General features: G+C 59.8%; 22 protein-coding genes. 11 read left to right on the top strand and 11 right to left on the bottom strand.

The window, feature by feature from the left end; genetic code table 11:
- Positions 1-110: 110 nt before the first annotated feature.
- From purC to dapA, 3 genes are all read right to left on the bottom strand, one after another.
- The gene (gene purC / locus KHA73_RS17680) at positions 111-824 is read right to left on the bottom strand and encodes a phosphoribosylaminoimidazolesuccinocarboxamide synthase (protein ID WP_234585709.1); all 714 of its coding nucleotides are present in this window, start codon (positions 822-824) and stop codon (positions 111-113) included.
- Positions 825-1,074: 250 nt separating this feature from the next.
- Positions 1,075-2,127 (bottom strand): outer membrane protein assembly factor BamC, encoded by a 1,053-nt coding sequence (bamC, locus tag KHA73_RS17685; protein WP_234585710.1) that lies wholly within the window; start codon positions 2,125-2,127, stop codon positions 1,075-1,077.
- A gap of 16 nt (positions 2,128-2,143) precedes the next feature.
- Entirely contained in the window at positions 2,144-3,025 is an 882-nt protein-coding gene (gene dapA, locus KHA73_RS17690) for a 4-hydroxy-tetrahydrodipicolinate synthase (protein WP_234585711.1), read from the bottom strand.
- 110 nt (positions 3,026-3,135) lie between these two features.
- Between dapA and KHA73_RS17695 the strand changes: the two genes are divergently transcribed.
- Together KHA73_RS17695 and bcp are read left to right on the top strand one after the other, a co-directional pair.
- Positions 3,136-3,741: a glycine cleavage system transcriptional repressor gene (locus KHA73_RS17695; protein ID WP_234591320.1), complete on the top strand. Its 606-nt coding sequence runs from the start codon at positions 3,136-3,138 to the stop codon at positions 3,739-3,741.
- A gap of 2 nt (positions 3,742-3,743) precedes the next feature.
- On the top strand, positions 3,744-4,208 hold the full coding sequence (gene bcp / locus KHA73_RS17700) for a thioredoxin-dependent thiol peroxidase (protein WP_234585712.1): 465 nt from the start codon (positions 3,744-3,746) through the stop codon (positions 4,206-4,208).
- A 45-nt stretch (positions 4,209-4,253) separates the two neighbouring features.
- Here the strand turns inward: bcp and KHA73_RS17705 are convergent, their stop codons facing one another.
- Positions 4,254-5,324 (bottom strand): AI-2E family transporter, encoded by a 1,071-nt coding sequence (locus KHA73_RS17705; protein WP_234585713.1) that lies wholly within the window; start codon positions 5,322-5,324, stop codon positions 4,254-4,256.
- A 249-nt stretch (positions 5,325-5,573) separates the two neighbouring features.
- On the bottom strand, positions 5,574-6,278 hold the full coding sequence (locus KHA73_RS17710) for a B3/B4 domain-containing protein (protein ID WP_234585714.1): 705 nt from the start codon (positions 6,276-6,278) through the stop codon (positions 5,574-5,576).
- 151 nt (positions 6,279-6,429) lie between these two features.
- On the opposite strand from KHA73_RS17710, the gene KHA73_RS17715 reads away from it, so the two are divergent.
- Positions 6,430-6,876 (top strand): GNAT family N-acetyltransferase, encoded by a 447-nt coding sequence (locus KHA73_RS17715; RefSeq protein ID WP_380740830.1) that lies wholly within the window; start codon positions 6,430-6,432, stop codon positions 6,874-6,876.
- Positions 6,877-6,893: 17 nt separating this feature from the next.
- Here KHA73_RS17715 and KHA73_RS17720 read toward each other — a convergent pair whose 3' ends face one another.
- Complete coding sequence (locus tag KHA73_RS17720; protein WP_234585716.1) at positions 6,894-7,511, bottom strand: LysE family translocator; 618 nt, start codon at positions 7,509-7,511, stop codon at positions 6,894-6,896.
- Positions 7,512-7,685: 174 nt separating this feature from the next.
- On the opposite strand from KHA73_RS17720, the gene KHA73_RS17725 reads away from it, so the two are divergent.
- Positions 7,686-8,147, top strand: coding sequence for an Lrp/AsnC family transcriptional regulator (locus KHA73_RS17725; RefSeq protein WP_234585717.1), 462 nt, complete (start codon positions 7,686-7,688; stop codon positions 8,145-8,147).
- Positions 8,148-8,179: 32 nt separating this feature from the next.
- Here KHA73_RS17725 and KHA73_RS17730 read toward each other — a convergent pair whose 3' ends face one another.
- Both KHA73_RS17730 and KHA73_RS17735 read right to left on the bottom strand, forming a co-directional pair.
- Positions 8,180-9,388, bottom strand: coding sequence for an NAD(P)/FAD-dependent oxidoreductase (locus tag KHA73_RS17730; RefSeq protein WP_234585718.1), 1,209 nt, complete (start codon positions 9,386-9,388; stop codon positions 8,180-8,182).
- Positions 9,389-9,550: 162 nt separating this feature from the next.
- Positions 9,551-10,090 (bottom strand): RrF2 family transcriptional regulator, encoded by a 540-nt coding sequence (locus KHA73_RS17735; protein ID WP_234585719.1) that lies wholly within the window; start codon positions 10,088-10,090, stop codon positions 9,551-9,553.
- Between the two features lie 348 nt (positions 10,091-10,438).
- On the opposite strand from KHA73_RS17735, the gene bepA reads away from it, so the two are divergent.
- Both bepA and arsC read left to right on the top strand, forming a co-directional pair.
- Positions 10,439-11,908, top strand: coding sequence for a beta-barrel assembly-enhancing protease (gene bepA, locus KHA73_RS17740; RefSeq protein WP_234585721.1), 1,470 nt, complete (start codon positions 10,439-10,441; stop codon positions 11,906-11,908).
- Between the two features lie 20 nt (positions 11,909-11,928).
- A complete protein-coding gene (gene arsC / locus KHA73_RS17745) occupies positions 11,929-12,282 on the top strand; it encodes an arsenate reductase (glutaredoxin) (protein WP_234585722.1) in 354 nt (117 codons plus the stop codon).
- A gap of 51 nt (positions 12,283-12,333) precedes the next feature.
- Here arsC and hda read toward each other — a convergent pair whose 3' ends face one another.
- Complete coding sequence (gene hda / locus KHA73_RS17750; RefSeq protein WP_234591321.1) at positions 12,334-13,035, bottom strand: DnaA inactivator Hda; 702 nt, start codon at positions 13,033-13,035, stop codon at positions 12,334-12,336.
- Between hda and KHA73_RS17755 the strand changes: the two genes are divergently transcribed.
- The 3 genes from KHA73_RS17755 to KHA73_RS17765 all read left to right on the top strand — a co-directional run bounded on the left by KHA73_RS17755 (position 12,951) and on the right by KHA73_RS17765 (position 14,085).
- Entirely contained in the window at positions 12,951-13,202 is a 252-nt protein-coding gene (locus KHA73_RS17755; RefSeq protein WP_234585723.1) for a hypothetical protein, read from the top strand. The genes hda and KHA73_RS17755 overlap by 85 nt on opposite strands.
- Positions 13,203-13,288: 86 nt before the next feature.
- Positions 13,289-13,804 carry an E3 ubiquitin--protein ligase gene (locus KHA73_RS17760; protein ID WP_234585724.1) on the top strand — a complete coding sequence of 172 codons (516 nt, stop codon included), beginning with the start codon at positions 13,289-13,291 and terminating at the stop codon, positions 13,802-13,804.
- A 32-nt stretch (positions 13,805-13,836) separates the two neighbouring features.
- Complete coding sequence (locus KHA73_RS17765) at positions 13,837-14,085, top strand: GlsB/YeaQ/YmgE family stress response membrane protein (protein ID WP_004951888.1); 249 nt, start codon at positions 13,837-13,839, stop codon at positions 14,083-14,085.
- An 839-nt stretch (positions 14,086-14,924) separates the two neighbouring features.
- Here KHA73_RS17765 and uraA read toward each other — a convergent pair.
- Together uraA and upp are read right to left on the bottom strand one after the other, a co-directional pair.
- Complete coding sequence (gene uraA, locus KHA73_RS17770) at positions 14,925-16,214, bottom strand: uracil permease (protein ID WP_234585725.1); 1,290 nt, start codon at positions 16,212-16,214, stop codon at positions 14,925-14,927.
- 131 nt (positions 16,215-16,345) lie between these two features.
- Entirely contained in the window at positions 16,346-16,972 is a 627-nt protein-coding gene (gene upp, locus KHA73_RS17775) for a uracil phosphoribosyltransferase (RefSeq protein ID WP_234591323.1), read from the bottom strand.
- A 255-nt stretch (positions 16,973-17,227) separates the two neighbouring features.
- Here upp and purM point away from each other — a divergent pair, with 255 nt between their 5' ends.
- Both purM and purN read left to right on the top strand, forming a co-directional pair.
- Entirely contained in the window at positions 17,228-18,265 is a 1,038-nt protein-coding gene (purM, locus tag KHA73_RS17780) for a phosphoribosylformylglycinamidine cyclo-ligase (protein ID WP_234585726.1), read from the top strand.
- Entirely contained in the window at positions 18,265-18,903 is a 639-nt protein-coding gene (purN, locus tag KHA73_RS17785; RefSeq protein ID WP_234585727.1) for a phosphoribosylglycinamide formyltransferase, read from the top strand. The genes purM and purN overlap by 1 nt, the downstream gene beginning before the upstream one ends.
- Positions 18,904-18,965 lie beyond the last annotated feature (62 nt).

Genomic DNA, 18,965 nt, shown 5'->3' on the forward strand with positions numbered 1-18,965 from the left:
TTGCCATTATAAATGGTCAGCGGCACGGGGAATGTAGAATTTTTCTGGAAATGCGAGGGGGATGATGACGGAGCGGCCCGAACGGACAGCTCCGTATGGCGGCGGGAGGCTTAGTCCAGCTGCACGCCGATGCGGCGCGCCACTTCTTCATAGGCTTCGATCAGGCCGCCCAGGCTTTGGCGGAAACGGTCTTTGTCCATCTTGTCCAGGGTGTTTTTGTCCCACAGGCGGCTGCCGTCCGGCGAAAACTCATCGCCCAGCACCACTTCACCGTTGAACAGGCCGAACTCCAGCTTGAAGTCCACCAGGATCAGGCCCGCATCATCGAACAGCTTGGTCAACACGTCGTTAGCCTGGTAGCTCAGCTCACGCATGCGCGCCAGATGCGCTTTGCTCACCCAACCGAAGGTTTCGCAGTAGGATTCGTTGACCATAGGATCGTGCATCGCGTCGTTTTTCAGGAACAGGTCAAACAGCGGCGGGTTCAGCACCAGGCCTTCTTCAATGCCCAGACGCTTCACCAACGAACCGGCGGCGCGGTTGCGGATCACGCATTCGACCGGCACCATGTCCAGCTTCTTCACCAGCACTTCGTTGTCGGACAGCAGGCGCTCCATCTGGGTCGGGATGCCGGCTTCTTCCAGTTTGCTCATGATGAAATGGTTGAACTTGTTGTTCACCATGCCTTTGCGATCGAACTGCTCAATGCGCTGACCATCCAGTGCTGACGTATCGTTGCGGAACTCCAACACCAGCAGATCGGGGTTTTCGGTGGTGTAGACGGTTTTTGCCTTTCCGCGATACAACTCAGCTAACTTTTGCATCTTACATACTCCAATAAAGAATTGTTTTAAAAACGCTTCAACACACAGGTGTGATATACCCAAAATAATTGGAGTTACAGCAAGGCGGCAAGGGCAGGAATCCCCGGGAGCTTACTCAAGTAAGTGACTGGGGTGAGTGCACGCAGCCAACACAGCTGTAGCTTCAAGAATGATGGGTATATTGTGCCAAACCTGCGACGCAAACGATACCGTACTGGCAAAACAAAAAGGGGCCGCGGCCCCTTTTTCGTTATTTAACGCTGGTTTTACTGAACGCGGACTGGAATGCCGCCACCAGCGCGTCGTTTTTCGACTGGGCCAGCGGCTTGCCCTTAGGATCGATAAATTGCAGGCTGGTGCGGTTGTTCAAGTCACCGACCTGCAGCTTGTAATCCCCTTCGGTCAGCTCAGGATCTTTAACGCCCAGGGCGTCCCAATCGCTGCTGCTCGGCGCTTTATAGGTAACGGCGACGGTGCCCTGCGGACGGCTGCGGTCCCCCACTTTCATCCCCAGTTTCTCCAACGCCGCCGGCAGGCGATCCCACACCACGGTGTAAGGGCCGCGCACCACCAGCATCGGCAGGCCGGTATCATCGGCGCCGCTCTGCACGTCCAGCGCGCCGAAGCGGCTCGCCGTCTGGCTGCTCGCCAGGTTGTCCTGCTTATCCAGGCCTTCGATGATGGTGTTCATCATCATGCCGTTGTAGCGTTGAATCTCAGACGGGTCGGTGATCGCATCGGTTTTGCCCTGCTGCTGCAGGCCGAGCGTTTTCACTACCAGCGCCTGCTGGTAACCCTGCTGCTGCACGCTGACCTGGTAACGGCCTTCGTACTGGTTGTCTTCGTCCAGGCGGTTCCACTTCACCCAGTCGGTGGTCAGGGTCTGACCGGCGTCCTGGCGTGAGGCGATGGCGATGTTCTTCGCCTGCAGCATGCTGACCACGCGCGACCACAGGTTCTGGTTCTGCGGGCTGTTTTCCAGCAGCAGCGTGCCGCTGTCGCCGGCGTATTGCCCGCGCGAGCCGCTCAACAACGCCAGAGGCTGCACCGGCGGACGAATGTCGAGCTGCTTGCCGACGCTGCCTTTCTGCGCGGTGGCAGGCACGTCATAGTTACCGCTCTGTACCGGCAGGATCATGCCGGCCGGCGCGTTCAGCCCCTTGAGCGGTGAGGCGTCGAGGTACGCTTCGTCGCCGCTGACCTGGCGCTTGTAGCGCTGATCGCTGCTACAGGCCGCCAGCATCATAACCAACGAGATGCCAACGACTTTTGCTACTCTCGACTTTTGCAATGAATAAGCCATCAAATTTCCCTTAGAGTTACAGCAAACCGGCGCTTTTCAGCGCGCGTTCCACGACCGGACGCGCAGCGTCGGTCAACGGCGTCATCGGCAGACGCAGCGTATCGGTTGCCATCAATCCCAATGCCTTACAGGCCCACTTCACCGGAATCGGGTTTGCTTCTACAAATAAATCCTGATGCAACGGCATCAAGCGCTGATTTAAGCGGCGTGCCTCGGCGAAGTTGCCCTGCGACGCCAGCGCGCAAAGCTGCGCCATTTCGCGCGCGGCCACGTTGGCCGTTACGGAAATAACCCCTTTGCCGCCCAGTTGCATGAAGTCCAGGCCGCTGGCGTCGTCGCCGCTCAGCAGGATGAAATCTTCATCGTCAACCAGCACTTGGATCTGACTTACACGACTTAAGTTCCCTGTCGCTTCTTTAACGGCGACAATATTCTTGATTTTCGCCAGCCGCGCGATGGTCGGCGGCAGCATGTCGCAGCCGGTGCGCGAAGGCACGTTGTACAGAATCTGCGGCAGTTCGGTGCTTTCGGCGATCGCCTTGAAGTGCTGATACAGCCCTTCCTGGGTCGGCTTATTGTAGTATGGCGTTACCGTCAGGCAACCCACTACGCCGGTATCGGCAAAGCGACTGGTGAGCGAAATGGCTTCAGCGGTGGCGTTGGCGCCGGTACCGGCGATCACCGGAATGCGGCCGTCGGCCAGCTCCAGCGTCTGCAATACCACGTCAACGTGCTCGTCATGGGCAAGCGTTGCGGACTCGCCGGTAGTCCCTACGGAAACGATAGCCGCAGTGCCACTGGCGACATGATAATCAATCAGTTTTTTTAGGCTCGCGCGATCGACAGCACCTTTGTCGTCCATCGGCGTAACCAGTGCAACAATACTTCCCGTAAACATTGGCCGTCCCCTCCACAAACAAGTCACTCATGGTACTTTTGCTGCCTATCCAAAAGCAAGCGAACAACGGTGTTGTAAGCGCTTGGCAGGCGGTTTTTTTTATGTTTACCATGGTAACCCCATTGAGCACGACAGGAAGCTCCATTTTGCCTAAGCCAGATGAACACTATCTCGTGATTACCGCGCTCGGCGCCGATCGCCCCGGTATAGTCAATACCATCACCCGCCACGTCAGCAGTTGCGGATGCAATATCGAAGATAGCCGTCTGGCCATGCTGGGAGAAGAGTTCACCTTCATCATGCTGCTTTCCGGCAGCTGGAACGCCATCACCCTGATCGAGTCCACCCTGCCGCAGAAAGGCGCGGAGCTGGAGCTGCTGATTGTGATGAAACGCACGAACTCGCATGAGCGGCCGCCCATGCCCGCCACCGTGTGGGTGCAGGTCGAGGTGAAAGACTCGCCGCACATCATCGAACGCTTCACCGACCTGTTCGACTCCAGCCAGATGAACATCGCCGAGCTGGTGTCGCGCACTCAGCCGGCGAGCGGCGCCCTGCCGCCGCAGCTGTATATCCAGATCACCGCGCACAGCTCCGGCGATCGGGACGCATCAAATATTGAGCAAGCCTTTCATCGCCTATGTACAGAATTGAACGCGCAAGGCAGTATTAGCGTTGTGAACTATCCACAGCATGATGATAAAGATGGAGAGTAGTGATGAGCCCATTGAAAGCCGGTGACACAGCGCCGAAATTTAGTTTGCCTGACCAAGACGGTGAGGAAATTAATTTGGCCGACTTCCAGGGACAGCGAGTGTTGGTTTATTTTTACCCGAAGGCGATGACGCCGGGCTGCACCGTGCAAGCCTGCGGCCTGCGGGATAACATGGACGAATTGAAAAAGGCCGGCGTTGAAGTGCTGGGCATCAGCACCGATAAACCGGAGAAACTGTCGCGTTTTGCCGAGAAAGAGTTGCTCAACTTCACGCTGCTGTCTGACGAAGATCATCAGGTGGCGCAGCAGTTTGGCGTGTGGGGTGAAAAAACCTTTATGGGCAAAACCTACGACGGCATTCACCGCATCAGCTTCCTGATCGACGGCAAAGGCAAAGTTGAGAAAGTGTTCGATGATTTCAAGACCACCAATCATCACGACATCGTTCTGAGCTACCTGCAGCAGTGATCCTCACGAAGCGCAGCGGACGCTGCGCTTCGTTTTCTTCCGCCGTCAGCTATCTTCCGCTGCTACCCAGGGTTCGTTCGGCCAGGCGTGGATCACCGCCTTCACCAGCGTCGCCAGCGGTATGGCGAAAAACACCCCCCAAAAGCCCCACAGCCCACCGAAAATAATCACCGATAAAATAATCACCAGCGGATGCAGGTTGACCGCTTCCGAGAACAGGATCGGCACCAGCAGGTTGCCGTCCAGCCCCTGCACCACCAGATAGGCGACGATCAGCGTCCAGAAATCGGCGCCGACGCCCCACTGGAACATCGCGACCACCACCACCGGAATGGTGACCAGCACCGCGCCGATATAGGGGATCAGGACCGAGAAACCGACCAGCACCGCCAACAGCAGCGAATAACGCATATCCAGCACCGCGAACACCAGATAGGTCGCCACCCCGACGATCACCATTTCCAGCACCTTGCCGCGAATGTAGTTGGTGATCTGCTGGTTCATTTCCTGCCACACCTGCCCCGCCAGCCCGCGATTGCGCGGCAGCACGCGGCGCACCGCGTTGAGCATCTGCTCTTTGTCCTTCAGCAGGAAGAACATCATCATCGGCACCAGGATCAGGTAGATAGCCAGCGTCAGCAGCCCCACCAGCGAAGCCAGCGAGAACTTCACCACCGACTCGCCCATGCCGGACAGCTTGCCGCGCAGGTTCTCGGCCATCATGTCGATGATGCCGGCGTCCACCAGCGCCGGGTAGCGCTTCGGCAGCGTTGCGGCGTAGTTGTAGAACTGATTGAGCATCCCCGGCAGATCGGTCATCAGGTTGATGCCCTGTTGCCAGGCGGTCGGCGCCACCACGAACACCAGCAGCATGGCGATGCCGGCGAACATGATCATCACCATGCTCGCCGCCCAATTGCGCGAACAGCCGATGCGCTGCAGGCGCGCGGTCGGCCACTCCAGCAGGTAGGCCAGCACGATGGCCACCAGCAGCGGGGTCAGAATGCCGTGCAGGAAATAAAGAATGAGGAATCCGGCCAGCAGGATAACCAGCAGTGCGATAGCCTGCGGATCGGTGAAGCGGCGGCGGTACCACTGTAATAACAACTCCAGCATCAGAGCGTGCTCCTAGAGGTTTGACTGGCGGGCATGGCGGTTCCTGTGAGGGGGAATGTTTAATGGCTAACGACACCCTTTAACAATAGGTGTTCAAACCCATTCTTGTACCATGCCGGCCATTTGCCATCCAGCATTGTCAGCGCGGGTGCCGGGGAGAGAAAGCCGTCGATTTGCGTGTGCGGCCGAGGGAAATACCGGGTGGGATGGAAAAGCCGACGCCGCTGAATATCAGCGCCGGCGTTTGGGTTATTTCCCCTCGGCGAGGTCGAAACCAATCAGTTTTTTGTCGATGGCGGCGCCGGGCATCATCAGCCGCAGGCCGTCAATCAACTCGTCGCCCGCCGCATGCAACGCGTCCAGCGGCATGGCCGGCAGGCTCTCCAGAATAAACCACATCCGGCTCGCTTCGGCGCTCAGCCGGGTTCGGACGCCCTGCCGCCAGTTCCAGCGGCGGCAGGTCACCCCCAGATCATCGCGCCAGATCACCTCGCCCGGCTCCGGCGATTCGTGGGCTGTCTCCCCCTCTTTCACCGTGTCGAACAACTCTGTCCCTTCGGCGATCAGCAATCTGGGTTCACCCACGTAAGCCGCGATATTTTCGCCGCCGACCGGCACCGCATAGCGAATGCTGACCGCGTTGTACAGATCGACCACCGGATCGATGCTGGGCATATCGCCGTCGCGCAGTACGCGTTTGCGCAGGGCTTCGGCGGAACAGGGCGTGCGCTTGGGCTTGGCGCCAAAGCTTTTGAACGCCTCGGCCCAGGCCGCCAGATGCGCCTCGGCCCAGGGCGCATCCTCGCCGCTGACGGCGCGGCAGGCGCGCGCCAGCGCTGCGGCGGCAACGCCGGGATCCACGATCGGTGCGGCCTCGACCGTGATGCTCAACGCCCGGAATCCGGGGGCCAGTGCGGCGATAGCGGGATCGATTGACGGAACAACTGAAAGCATCGGATTATCCTGTAACGATGAGTTTATCTCACACTAATAACCGATGAAGAAGAAAGTCAACAGATTGGCTGCAGTGCAGAACCTAACGCAGGAATAGCCGCCCTTATCACCCACCCTCACCGACAAGGCAAAAATGATGACATCTCTCCCCATGCACTGGCGCCAGGCCGATTACCTGATCAGCACCGATGTTGCACGTCTCGATATTGACGCCATACATGCCTACCTCACCCGCTCCTCCTGGGCCGAAGGCATCGATAAAGACACCGTGCGGCTCTCCATCGCCAACAGCCTGTGTTTTGGCCTGTTCGACGGCGAACGGCAGATTGGCTTTGCCCGCCTGGTGACGGACTACGCCACCTTCGGCTACCTGTGCGATGTCTACGTGCTGGAGGAACATCAAGGGAACGGGCTGGGGCTGTGGCTGGCGGAGTGCTGCCAGGCGCATCCGCTGATGGCGCGGCTGCGCAGAATCATGCTGGTCACCTCTACCGCCCCCTGGCTGTATGAAAAGGTGGGATACACCGCGTTGAATCGCGAGGACTTTGTCTGGCAGATAGCCCGGCCGGACATTTACCGCCGCAGCCAAACCGAATGAGCTCACCCTATCGCCGCTTATTTAAGCGCCTGCCCGGCGAGCAGGCCAATCGCGATGATCACCATCGCCGCGCCGGAAAGGCGGCTGACCCGGCGAGCGGCCTGCGGCCGCGTCTGCAACACCGATTGCGAGCCGTAGCCCACCAGCAAATAAACCAGCCCGCAGCTGACCAGATGCAACAACCCCAGCGCCAGGATCTGCAGCGGGATCGGCCATGCGGCGTGGGGATCGGTAAACTGCGGCAATAAGGCCAAAAACAGCAGAAACACCTTGGGGTTCATGCCGCTGACGCAAACGCCCTTGCCGGCCCAGCGCATCCAGGAGCCGGAGCTCTGCCGCTCGCCGGCGTCCGGCACCGGCGGATGCCGCAGCATGTTGGCGCCGATCCACAGCAGATAAGCCGCGCCGACGACGGTGAGCACGGTGAGGGTCAGCGGGCTGCCGGCAACCAGCGCGCCTACGCCTGCGGCCACGATCGCGATCGCCAGCAGGTGCCCGAACAGCAGCCCCGCCACGGCGGGTACCACCACCCGGCCGCGAATGCCCGCAGAGATCACGTAGGCCCAGTCCACGCCGGGCGTAATGATAAACAAGATCGATACCGCCCAAAACGCGGCGAAAATAGCCGGCGTCATGGCTGCTCGCTCCCCTGCCAACGCCGCGGCGTCATTGGTTTTTTCATTCGACTTTCCTCATTGGGGCCGCGTCAAAAGCGCGCCGCTTAATTATTGGAAAGAATATCTGTGCGACGTTAAAATGTGTTGCCAATTACTTGCCGTAACGTCGCCAATTTGGGGAAATTATTCTAAATGGACAGGATAGATCGCAAAATTCTTGCTGAACTGCAGGCCGATGGGCGCCTGTCGGTGACGGAGCTGGCCGAACGGATAGGGCTCAGCGTTTCACCCTGCCATCGCCGGGTGCGCGCACTGGAGGGGTCGGGCGTGATCAGGGGCTACCGCGCTCAGCTGGATCCCGGCAGCCTGGGCTTTAATTTTTCCGCGCTGGTTTTCGTCACCATGCGGGAAGGCGATCGCCACGCCGTGGCCGCCTTTGAAGACGCCATGGTGGATATTCCCCAGGTGGTGCAGGCGCAAAGGCTGTTCGGCGATCCCGATTATCTGCTGCACGTCATCGCGCGCGATCTGCCCGCTTTCCAGCAGCTGTATGACGAGAAGCTTTCCGCCCTGCCCGGCGTTCAGCGCCTCAGCTCCACGCTGGTAATGAAAACCGTGGTGCCGGAGCGCTCCTTTTTGCCGCTGGGGAAATGACAACGGGAGCTTCTGCGCTCCCGTTTTATCGCTTAAGGCACAATCACGAAATCCGGATTGGCGATGGCGAACAAGGCATCGCGATCCGCCGCCGGCGGATAGATCCACTGGGTGTTGATTTCCTGTTTGATCTTTTTGCCTTCCTGCCGCGTGAAGCGCACCTGACGTTGCCACCCTTCGGTATAGAGCGCGCCCCAGGGGCCGAGATCCAGACAGGTCACATACTTCGGCTGGCTGTAAGGGTGCACCGGCAGGCCCACCAGCTCCGCCGCGGCATTGTGGCCGGCAACGCGCCCCAGGCTCATCGCGTGCTGGCAGGACATGACGTTATGGTTGCCCGCGTCGTCGGTCGCCGCCTTCACCGTATCCCCGGTGACGAACACCCCAGTCACCGCCGGGGCGCGCAGGAACGCGTCGCCGATGATGCGCCCGGAACCGTCGCGTTCGCCGGGGATCTGCGCCGTCAGCGGGTTTGCCCGCATGCCTGCCGCCAGGATCACCGTGTTGGCGGCGATGCGTTCGCCGTTCGACAGCGTAACGCCGTCGGCGTCGATGGCGGCAACGCGCAGCCCGGCCCGCGACTCAACGCCGCATTCTTCCAGCGCCTGGCGGATCACCACCGCGGGTTCAGCCCCCATCCCGGCGCCCACTTCCGCCGCCGTATCGACAATCACCACCCGCACATCGGCCTCTGCACCCAGCGCGGCGCGCAGGCGGTCGGGCATTTCAGTGGCGCTTTCCAGCCCGGTCAGGCCGCCGCCAACCACCACGGCGGTGTTGCGCGCCGCGCTGTGCGGCTTATCGGCCAGCGCCTTCAGATGGGCGTCCAGCCGCTGCGCGCTTTCCAGCGTATCGACGTTGAAACCGTATTCGGCAAAGCCGGGCACCGCAGGCACGAACAGCTGGCTGCCGGTCGCCAGCACAAAGCGATCGTAAGCCAAAGTCACGCTTTTGCCGCCCGCCTGCGCCACCGTCAGGGTGCTCTTTTCGGTGTCTATCCGCTCAACCAAACCGGCCAGGTGCTGCACGCCGACGGCGGCGAGCTGGGATGAAATGTCCGGATTCATGTTGTCCAGCACCGCCTCATACAAACGCGGGCGAATGGTGACGTTCGGCGTCGGCGACACCATGATCACTTCGATCTCCCCGGTTTTGCCGGCGAGAGAGATAGCGCGCATGGCGGATACTGCGGCCCAAAAACCGGCGAAACCAGAACCGGCGATCACGATTTTCTGCGTCATTGGATAACTCCTTAATACCAGATTAATCGGGCCATCGGGCGGCCCGTGACAGTTTCCGGACGAACGATCCCGCTCCGCCGCCCGTTGACCAGGCGCAGAGGAACCCCCGCCCATTCCGGAGAGGCGGGAAAATACGAAATAAGAGGAATTACCGCGGCGCGATTAGCTCTTGGCGCGCGCCGGCTTGCCGCTGCGGGTGGTGCGTTCCGCCAGCCGTTCATCCATCCAGATATTGACCTCGCCGAAGAAGCCCTGCGGCGCTTTGCGGCCGAAGCGCGCAGCGACGGCCCCCAGGGTTTGCGCCGCCAGGGCGTCGCGCATCGCCTTCTCCGCCTGCAGCATCACCGCATGGATCGCACACTTGCCCGATATCGCCCAGTCGGGCGGCGAATCGTCGAACACCGCGCAGCGGCCGCGCACTTCCTGGCAGTCGAACAGCGGTTTGTGCCCTTCAATGGCGTCGATGACCTCAAGGAAACTGATCTCATCCGCCGGGCGCGCCAGCCGGTAACCGCCGCGCACCCCTTCGCTGGCGGTGACTATCCCGGCCTTTTCCAGCTTGGGAAAGATCTTGGCCAGGAAGCTCGGCGAGATGCCCTGCAGCTCTGCCAGTTCGCGGCTGCTGAGGGCGCGCGGGTTGTCGCCGACCAGCCAAAGCAAACAGTGGATGCCATATTCAACGCTGGTTGTGATAAACGCCATAGTCAGTTTTGGGTGTCATGTTGTCTTCAATAACACAGACTATATTAGTCTCCGTTTACGTTGTCAATAAAACGAAGACAAACTTTGTCCGTGTTATTTTAACACAACAAACAGGAGGGATTCAGAAATGAAAAATAAAACATTTTTGCCCGATTCTCCCCTGGAGGAAGTTTCATTGCGGCCTGCGGCTGACTATGATGTGATCTGTTGCCAGCGCGCCGCGGTGCGGGCAATTGTGTGAGCCAACGCACTTTCGCGCGGTTTGCACCACTGAGCCCGGCGCAAAAGAAGAACTCTTGTCTGATGCTGACGTCTTAAGAGATGACTATTTAAGGGAAACGCCTGACTATGACCATCCGGTTGACCAAAACAGCGATAGCGCTACTGTTGCTCGGCACGCTTAACGCCACCGCACTGGCCCCGGCGCTGGCGGAAAGCCAGGATCAGCTGCCGGATATCGGCACTTCGGCCGGCGGCACGCTGAGCATCGGTCAGGAGCTGGCGATGGGCGACTTCTATGTGCGCCAGCTGCGCGCCAGCGCCCCTTTAATCAACGATCCGCTGCTGACCCAATACATCAACCAACTGGGCAACCGGCTGGTGGCGAGCGCCTACTCGGTACGCACGCCGTTCCACTTCTACCTGGTGCGCAACGACGAGATCAACGCCTTCGCCTTCTTCGGCGGCAACGTAGTGCTGCACTCTGCGCTGTTCCGCGTCAGCGATAACGAAAGCCAGCTGGCTTCGGTGCTGGCGCACGAAATTTCGCACGTTACCCAGCGCCATCTGGCGCGCGCGATGGAAGACCAGCAGCGCAACGCGCCCCTCACCTGGGTGGGCGCACTCGGCTCCATTCTGCTGGCGATGGCTAACCCGACCATGGGGATGGCGGCGCTGAGCGGTACCCTGGCCGGCACCCAGCAGGGCATGATCAGCTTTACCCAATCGAATGAACAGGAAGCGGACCGCATCGGTATTCAGGTGCTGCAGCGCGCGGGTTTCGATCCTGAGGCGATGCCCGATTTCCTGCAGAAGCTCTCGGATCAGTCGCGCTACGCCTCCAAACCGCCGGAAATGCTGCTGACCCACCCCTTGCCGGACAGCCGCCTTTCCGATGCGCGCAACCGCGCCAACCAAATGCCGAAGCATATCGTGCAGTCATCGCAGGATTACCTGATGGCCAAGGTGCGCTCGCTGGGCATGTACAGCTCAGAAGGTTACGGGCTGACGGAAGAGCTGCTCAATACCTACGGCAAAGGTAACGTACGTGAACAGGCGGCCGCCAAATATGGCCGCGCCATTCTGTTTTATGAAGCGAAAAAGTACGACGACGCGCGCAATATCATCCAACCGCTGCTGGCGCAGGATCCGAAAAACGTCTGGCTGCTGGACCTGATGACCGATATCGATCTCGGCCAGAAGCGCGCGCCGCAGGCCATTGCCCGCCTGCAGGCCGCCAACGCCGCCCAAAGCAATAACAGCGTGCTGCAGCTCAACCTGGCCAACGCCTACGTTGAAGGCAACCAGCCGGCCCAGGCGTCGAAAATTCTCAACCGCTATACCTTCGCCCACCCGGACGACCCGAACGGCTGGGATCTGCTGGCGCAGGCCAGCGCCGCCCAAGGGCTGCGCGACGAAGAACTCTCCGCCCGCGCCGAGAGCCTGGCGCTGACCGGCAATCTCGATCAGGCCATCGGCCTGCTCAGCAACGCCAGTTCGCTGCAGAAACTCGGCAGCCTGAAACAGGCGCGCTACGATGCGCGCATCGACCAGCTGCGCCAGCTGCAACAGCGCTTCCGCCAGTACCAGCGCAGCTGATTTAACAAGGAATGAACGCCATGAAAAACGTCACTATTTACCATAACCCGCGCTGCTCCAAGAGCCGTGAAACGCTGGCGCTGCTGGAACAGCACGGCGTCGCCCCCAAGGTGGTGCTGTACCTGGACACGCCGCCCTCGGCCAGCCAATTGAAAACGCTGCTGAAAGAGCTGGGCTTTGGTTCCGCGCGCGATCTGATGCGCAAGAAAGAAGATTTGTACAAGGAATTGAAGCTGGCGGATGAGAGCCTGAGCGAAGAACAGTTGCTCGCCGCCCTGGTGGAGCACCCGAAGCTGATCGAACGCCCAATCGTGGTGAAAGGCGGCAAGGCGCGCATCGGCCGGCCGCCGGAGCAGGTGCTGGAAATTCTGTAATGCCGACCCTGGGCGCGGTGGTTATCGTGCCCGATATTTCAAGATAAAAGGCTACAGCCCCAGGATCTCTTTGACAAACGGGATGGTCAGCTTGCGTTGGGCGGTGATCGACGCGCGATCGAGCTGATCCAGCGTCATGAACAGCGTGCGCATCTCGCGATCCAGCCGTTTCAGCAGGAAGCGGCCCACGTCCTCCGGCAGTTCAAACCCGCGCAGCTTGCCGCGCAGCTGCAGCGCCAGCAGTTTCTCTTCATCCGACAGCGGCTGCAGCTTGTAGATCTGCCCCCAATCCAGGCGCGAAGCCAGGTCCGGCAGGCGCAAATTCAGCTGGCGCGGCGGACGATCGCCGGTAATGAACAGCCGCGTGCGGCCGGTTTCCAGAATGCGGTTGTAGAGGTTGAAGATCGCCATTTCCCACTCTTCGTCGCCGGCGATGCACTCGATATTGTCGATGCACACCAGCGCCAGCTGCTCCATGCCGTCCAACACTTCAGGCACGAAGTAGGCGCGCTTGTCCAGCGGCACGTAACCCACCGCTTCACCCCGTTGCGAAAGCTCGGCGCAGGCCGCGTGCAGCAGATGGCTGCGCCCGCCGCCCTCACGTGACCAAAAATAGATATAGCTGCCATGTTCCTGACGAACGGCAGACTGGATCGCGGCTAACAGGGATGGGTTCTCGCCCGGATAAAAACTGGCGAAAGTTTCATCATCGGGAAGATAAAGTGGCAGTGAAAGCTGTGCCGGCGTATTCAGAAAAGCACCTCAACCAAAACTGGCAGGAAAACGCGGCCAGTCTAACACAGAAAATGGGCGCTGTTGAACCGGCTGGATTTTATGCCGCAATAGTGAGCGATCTCCGCTGGCCCGCTGCTGAAAATAACGGCGAAGGCGCACAACTAACCCTCTGCCCTGGCAGGTGAAATTTGTAATTTAACTCAAACCTGTCCTAGTATAGGGTGGCGAAATATAATCACCATCACCAATGGTTTCTTCAAGGATATAGACGATGAAAGTATGGAATAAAGTGCTTTTAGCCTCAGTTATTGGGTTGTTGGTTGCCGGCTGTGATGACTCTTCCAAGGTTGACGCCAACCTGGATAAGGCCAAAGACAGCGCGGAGCAGATGAAGGACGCAGCGCAGAAAAAAGCGGACGATCTGACGGATAAAGCGAAAGCGACCGCCGAAGAAATCAAAAAAGAGGCCGCCACTCAGGCGGACCAGCTGAAAGACAAGGCGTCAGCCATTAAGGATGACGCGGCCAAGCAGGCGGACGCCATCACCAATGACGCCAAGGCCAAGGCCGCCGCGATCAAAGACGACGCCGGCAAGCAGAGCCAGCAGTTGGTCGATCAGGCCAAGGCCATCAAGAATGACGCGATCAACGGCGCTAACGATCTGACCGAACAGGCCAAGGCGAAAACCGAAGCCATCAAGAACAGCGCAGAAAACAAAGCGGAAGAATTGAAGAATGACGCCGACAGCGCGAACACCAACAACGCGCAGCCGGCCGCTCAGCAATAACCAATACTCAGTAGCCTAGAAAGGAGCAGTAAATGGGGATTATTTCCTGGATTATCTTCGGCCTGATCGCCGGTATTTTGGCCAAGTGGATTATGCCTGGCAAAGACGGCGGCGGCTTTATCCTGACCATCGTATTGGGGATCGTCGGCGCAGTAGTGGGTGGCTATATCAGCACCTTCTTCGGCTACGGCAAAGTTGACGGCTTCAACTTCGGCAGCTTCGTGGTGGCGGTTATCGGCGCTATCGTGGTGCTGTTCGTATACCGCAAAATCCGCAGCTGATACCTGCGCATCCCGCATTAAACAGGGCAGCCATCGGCTGTAATGCCGGTCAGTTAAGCCTGACTGGCATTTTTTTATCCAATCTCTGTTCGCTCCGTGCAGGAAGAATTGCCGTAAGGACCCTGTATTTCTCTGCTGCCGCAATGAACGGCAATTGGAGGGGCCGAAGGCGCGGCCCCTCCACCCGCGCCCTCGCTTAACACCGTCTGTCCGCTGCGCGAATACCCTCGCTGCACCCGCGTTGTCGGGCGGGTCGGCTACGACAAACGTCCCTGTTAGTCTCGCCTCAACCGGCCTTCCCTGGCCGGTTGCCCCTGACAACGCCGTCTTGCTCGGCAGCCGGCGATGCGCGCCAAGGTCAACACCCGAATCTGCCGCCACCGGGCAACCTGTCCCCTCAGTTTGATATTGCGTTATGGAAGACAGTGAAAATAGTGAGATGAGCAGGGTGTTGGGCGCCCTTGAAGACGCCGAACGCAGGAGCGGCGCATAGGCGAAACCGCCATGGACGGCGGTTTCAGGCGAGACAGGCAGGGACGCCTGTCGTAGCCGGCCGTGATGCGACGGGACGGAGGGACAAATCTGTCAGGAACAGATTTGAACGCTGCTTGCAGCGGCCCCGAAGGGGCGAGGCCCAGGGATGGGCCGAGTAACGTTGGCGAAGCCAACCGTCTGATTGGGCAAGGGCGCGGGTTGCAAGGGGCCGCGCCTACGGCCCCTTGCTCGGTCGAGGTGGGTTAGTCTCATGGTACATCTCATATTCATCGACCGAAAACTTCACGAACACCCGCAGAAAAACGCTAACTGACAAGCATTACAGCCATCGGCTGCCCTGTTATTTACTTCGGCTCCACCGCCTCATCCGCCGCGTCGATCACCTCCTCTTCCTTGCGGTAGAGGCTGATGACCTTGAACAACAGGCTGAGGCCGATGCCGACGATGGTCGCCAGCGCCATGCCCTTCAGCTCTGCCGCACCGATATGCACCTTGGCGCCGCTCACGCCGATGATCAGGATCACCGAGGTCAGGATCAGGTTCTGCGCCTTGTTGTAATCCACCTTGGACTCGATCAGCACGCGGATGCCCGAAGCGCCAATCACCCCGTACAACAACAGCGACACGCCGCCCATCACCGGCACCGGCACCGCCTGGATCGCCGCCGCCAGCTTGCCGACGCAGGACAGCAGGATAGCCAGGATCGCCGCGCCGCCAATCACCCAGGTGCTGTAGACCTTGGTGATCGCCATTACGCCGATGTTTTCGCCGTAGGTGGTGTTGGGGGTCGAGCCAAAGAAGCCGGAAATCACCGTCGAGATGCCGTTGGCGAACATCGAGCGATGCAGGCCCGGATCGCGGATCAGGTCTTTTTTGACGATGTTGGCGGTCACCACCAGGTGGCCGACGTGTTCGGCAATCACCACCAGCGCCGCCGGCAGGATGGTGAAGATGGCGAACCACTCGAAGCGCGGCGTGTAGAAGGTCGGCAGCGCGAACCAGTGCGCTTCACGGATTGGCGTCAAATCCACCACGCCCATGAAAAACGACAGCGCGTAGCCCACCAGCACGCCGATCAGAATAGGGATAATCGCCAGGAAACCGCGGAACAGCACCGAACCCAATACCGTCACCCCCAGCGTCACCAGTGAGATGGTAATGGTGGTGGAGTCTGCGCTGGCGCCGTCCGCCGGCAGCAGGCCCGCCATATTGGCCGCTACGCCCGCCAGCTCCAGGCCGATAACGGCGACGATCGCCCCCATCGCCGCCGGCGGGAACATCACGTCCAGCCAGCCGGTGCCGGCCTTCTTGACGATCAGCGCCACCAGGCAGAACAGCACGCCGCACATGATGAAACCGCCCAGCGCCACTTCATACCCCAGCGGCAACAGCAGCAGCACCGGCGAAATGAACGCGAAGCTGGAACCGAGATAGGCCGGGATCTTGCCCTTGCAGATAAACAGGTACAGCAGCGTGCCGACGCCGTTGAACAACAGCACCGTCGCCGGGTTGATCTTGAACAGGATAGGCACCAGCACCGTGGCGCCGAACATGGCGAACAGATGCTGGAAGCTGAGCGGAATGGTCTGGAGCAGCGGCGGCCGCTCGCTGACGCCGATGGCGCGACGGGTCATGTGTGCTTTCCTTTTAATCGTTTTGGTTATGCAAGCTTAGTTATCTATGCTCAATGGATTTCAAGTTACGGCCAGGCGGCTTGAAAGACGAAGCGCATAAAAAAGCCGACTGATTAAAGTCGGCTAATTTGTTACTTGGTACCAAATATCTTGTCGCCCGCATCACCCAGGCCCGGCACGATGTAACCTTTCTCATTGAGGCACCGATCGATAGAGGCGGTGTACAGCTCCACGTCCGGGTGCGCTTTCTCCAGCGCGGCGATGCCTTCCGGCGCCGCCACCAGCACCAGCACCTTGATGCTGTTGCAGCCGGCTTTCTTCAGCAGATCGATAGTGGCGATCATCGAGCCGCCGGTAGCCAGCATCGGATCAACGACCAATGCCAGGCGCTCTTCGATGTTGGAAACCAGCTTTTGGAAGTACGGTACCGGCTCGAGGGTTTCTTCGTCGCGGTAAACGCCGACTACGCTGATGCGTGCGCTCGGCACGTGCTCCAGCACCCCTTCCATCATGCCCAGACCGGCGCGCAGGATAGGCACTACGGTAATTTTTTTCCCTTTGATCTGGTCGATTTCAACCGGCCCGCACCAGCCTTCGATGGTGACTTTTTCCGTCTCCAGATCGGCGGTCGCTTCATAGGTCAGCAAACTACCCACTTCTGAGGCCAGCTCACGGAAGCGTTTGGTGCTGATGTCATTTTCGCGCATCAGGCCAAGCTTGTGTTTTACCAGCGGGTGTTTCACCTCAACGATCTTCATCATTTTTCTCCTATTAAGGCGGTTGACGGCCAAAAAAATCGCGGGATTATACCTCCTTTTTTTGGCCGCGCCACCCACAATAGCCCGATCGGGATCAACAAAAGTTTGAATATCAGTATAGATGACGAAAAAGCGGAGCTGCCTCACAAGCCGCTCGCAAACGTTTGCCTGCGCTGTTAGAATTGCCGCGCCTTTTTCCGGAATCAATATCGGAAGCACAGTTTTCAAACCGCAAACCGTCGTGGGGATCGCGCAGTGACCGACAAAACCTCTCTCAGCTATAAAGACGCAGGTGTCGATATCGATGCAGGCAACGCATTGGTAGATCGCATCAAAGGTGTAGTTAAACAGACCCGCCGCCCGGAAGTGATGGGTGGTCTGGGCGGTTTTGGCGCCCTGTGTGCGTTGCCGCAGAAATACCGCGAGCCGGTGCTGGTTTCCGGTACCGACGGCGTAGGCACCAAGCTGCGTCTGGCGATGGACCTGAAACGTCACGACACCATCGGCATCGATCTGGTCGCGATGTGCGTGAACGATCTGGTGGTGCAAGGCGCTGAGCCGCTGTTCTTCCTCGATTACTACGCCACCGGCAAGCTGGACGTGGATACCGCCGCCAGTGTGATCACCGGCATCGCCGAAGGTTGCAAGCAGTCCGGTTGCGCGCTGGTGGGCGGTGAAACCGCCGAAATGCCGGGTATGTACCACGGCGAAGACTACGACGTGGCCGGCTTCTGCGTCGGCGTGGTCGAGAAATCCGCAATCATCGACGGCAGCAAGGTGCAGCCCGGCGACGCGCTGATCGCCCTGGGCGCTTCCGGCCCGCACTCCAACGGCTACTCGCTGGTGCGCAAAATCCTGGAAGTCAGCAACACCGACCCAACCACCACCGATCTCGACGGCAAACCGCTGGCGGACCACCTGCTGGCGCCAACCAAGATTTACGTAAAATCGGTGCTGGAACTGATCGACAACGTTGACGTGCACGCCATCGCCCACCTGACCGGCGGCGGCTTCTGGGAGAACATCCCGCGCGTGCTGCCGGAAGGCATGCAGGCGGTGATCGACGAAGCCAGCTGGCAGTGGCCGGCGGTGTTCAACTGGCTGCAGCAGGCCGGCAACGTCAGCCGTCATGAAATGTACCGCACCTTCAACTGCGGCGTGGGCATGGTTATCGCCCTGCCGGAAGCCGAAGTGGACGCCGCCCTTGCACTGCTGACCGCGGCAGGTGAAAAAGCCTGGAAAATCGGTAAACTGGCCGCTTCTTCTGACGAACAGCAAGTGGTCATCAACTGATGAAAAAGATCGTGGTGTTGGTCTCCGGCCAGGGGAGCAATCTCCAGGCGCTGATTGACGCCTGCCAGCAGGGCCGCATCGCCGCAGAGATCGTGGCGGTGTTCAGCAACAAGGCGCAGGCTTACGGCCTGCAGCGCGCCGAGGCGGCCGGCATTGCCGCCCACGCGCTGGACGCCAAAGCCTATGAAGATCGCGCGGCGTTCGACGCCGCATTGGCGGACGCCATCGACCGGTACCAGCCCGATCTGGTGGTGCTGGCCGGCTATATGCGCATCCTCAGCCCGCAGTTCGTGCAGCATTACGCCGGGCGCATGCTGAACATTCACCCTTCCCTGCTGCCGAAATACCCGGGCCTGCATACCCATCGGCAGGCCATAGACAACGGCGACGGCGAGCATGGCACCTCGGTGCACTTCGTCACCGAACAGCTCGACGGCGGCCCGGTGATCCTGCAAGCCAAGGTGCCGATTTTCCCCGGCGACGAGGAAGACGAGGTGATCGAACGGGTGCAGGCCCAGGAGCACACTCTCTACCCGCTGGTGGTGAACTGGTTCGTCGAAGGCCGCCTGGCGATGCGTGAAGGCGCCGCCTGGCTGGACGGCGAACGCCTGCCGGAGCAGGGGCACGCCGCCGACTGACGGCGCGCAGCCTGAACCTTGCCTAAACGGTGCCCACGCGGCGCCGTTTTTTCTTCGCCGCA

It is taken from the genome of Serratia entomophila (assembly GCF_021462285.1).
In the GTDB taxonomy this organism is placed as follows: domain Bacteria; phylum Pseudomonadota; class Gammaproteobacteria; order Enterobacterales; family Enterobacteriaceae; genus Serratia; species Serratia entomophila.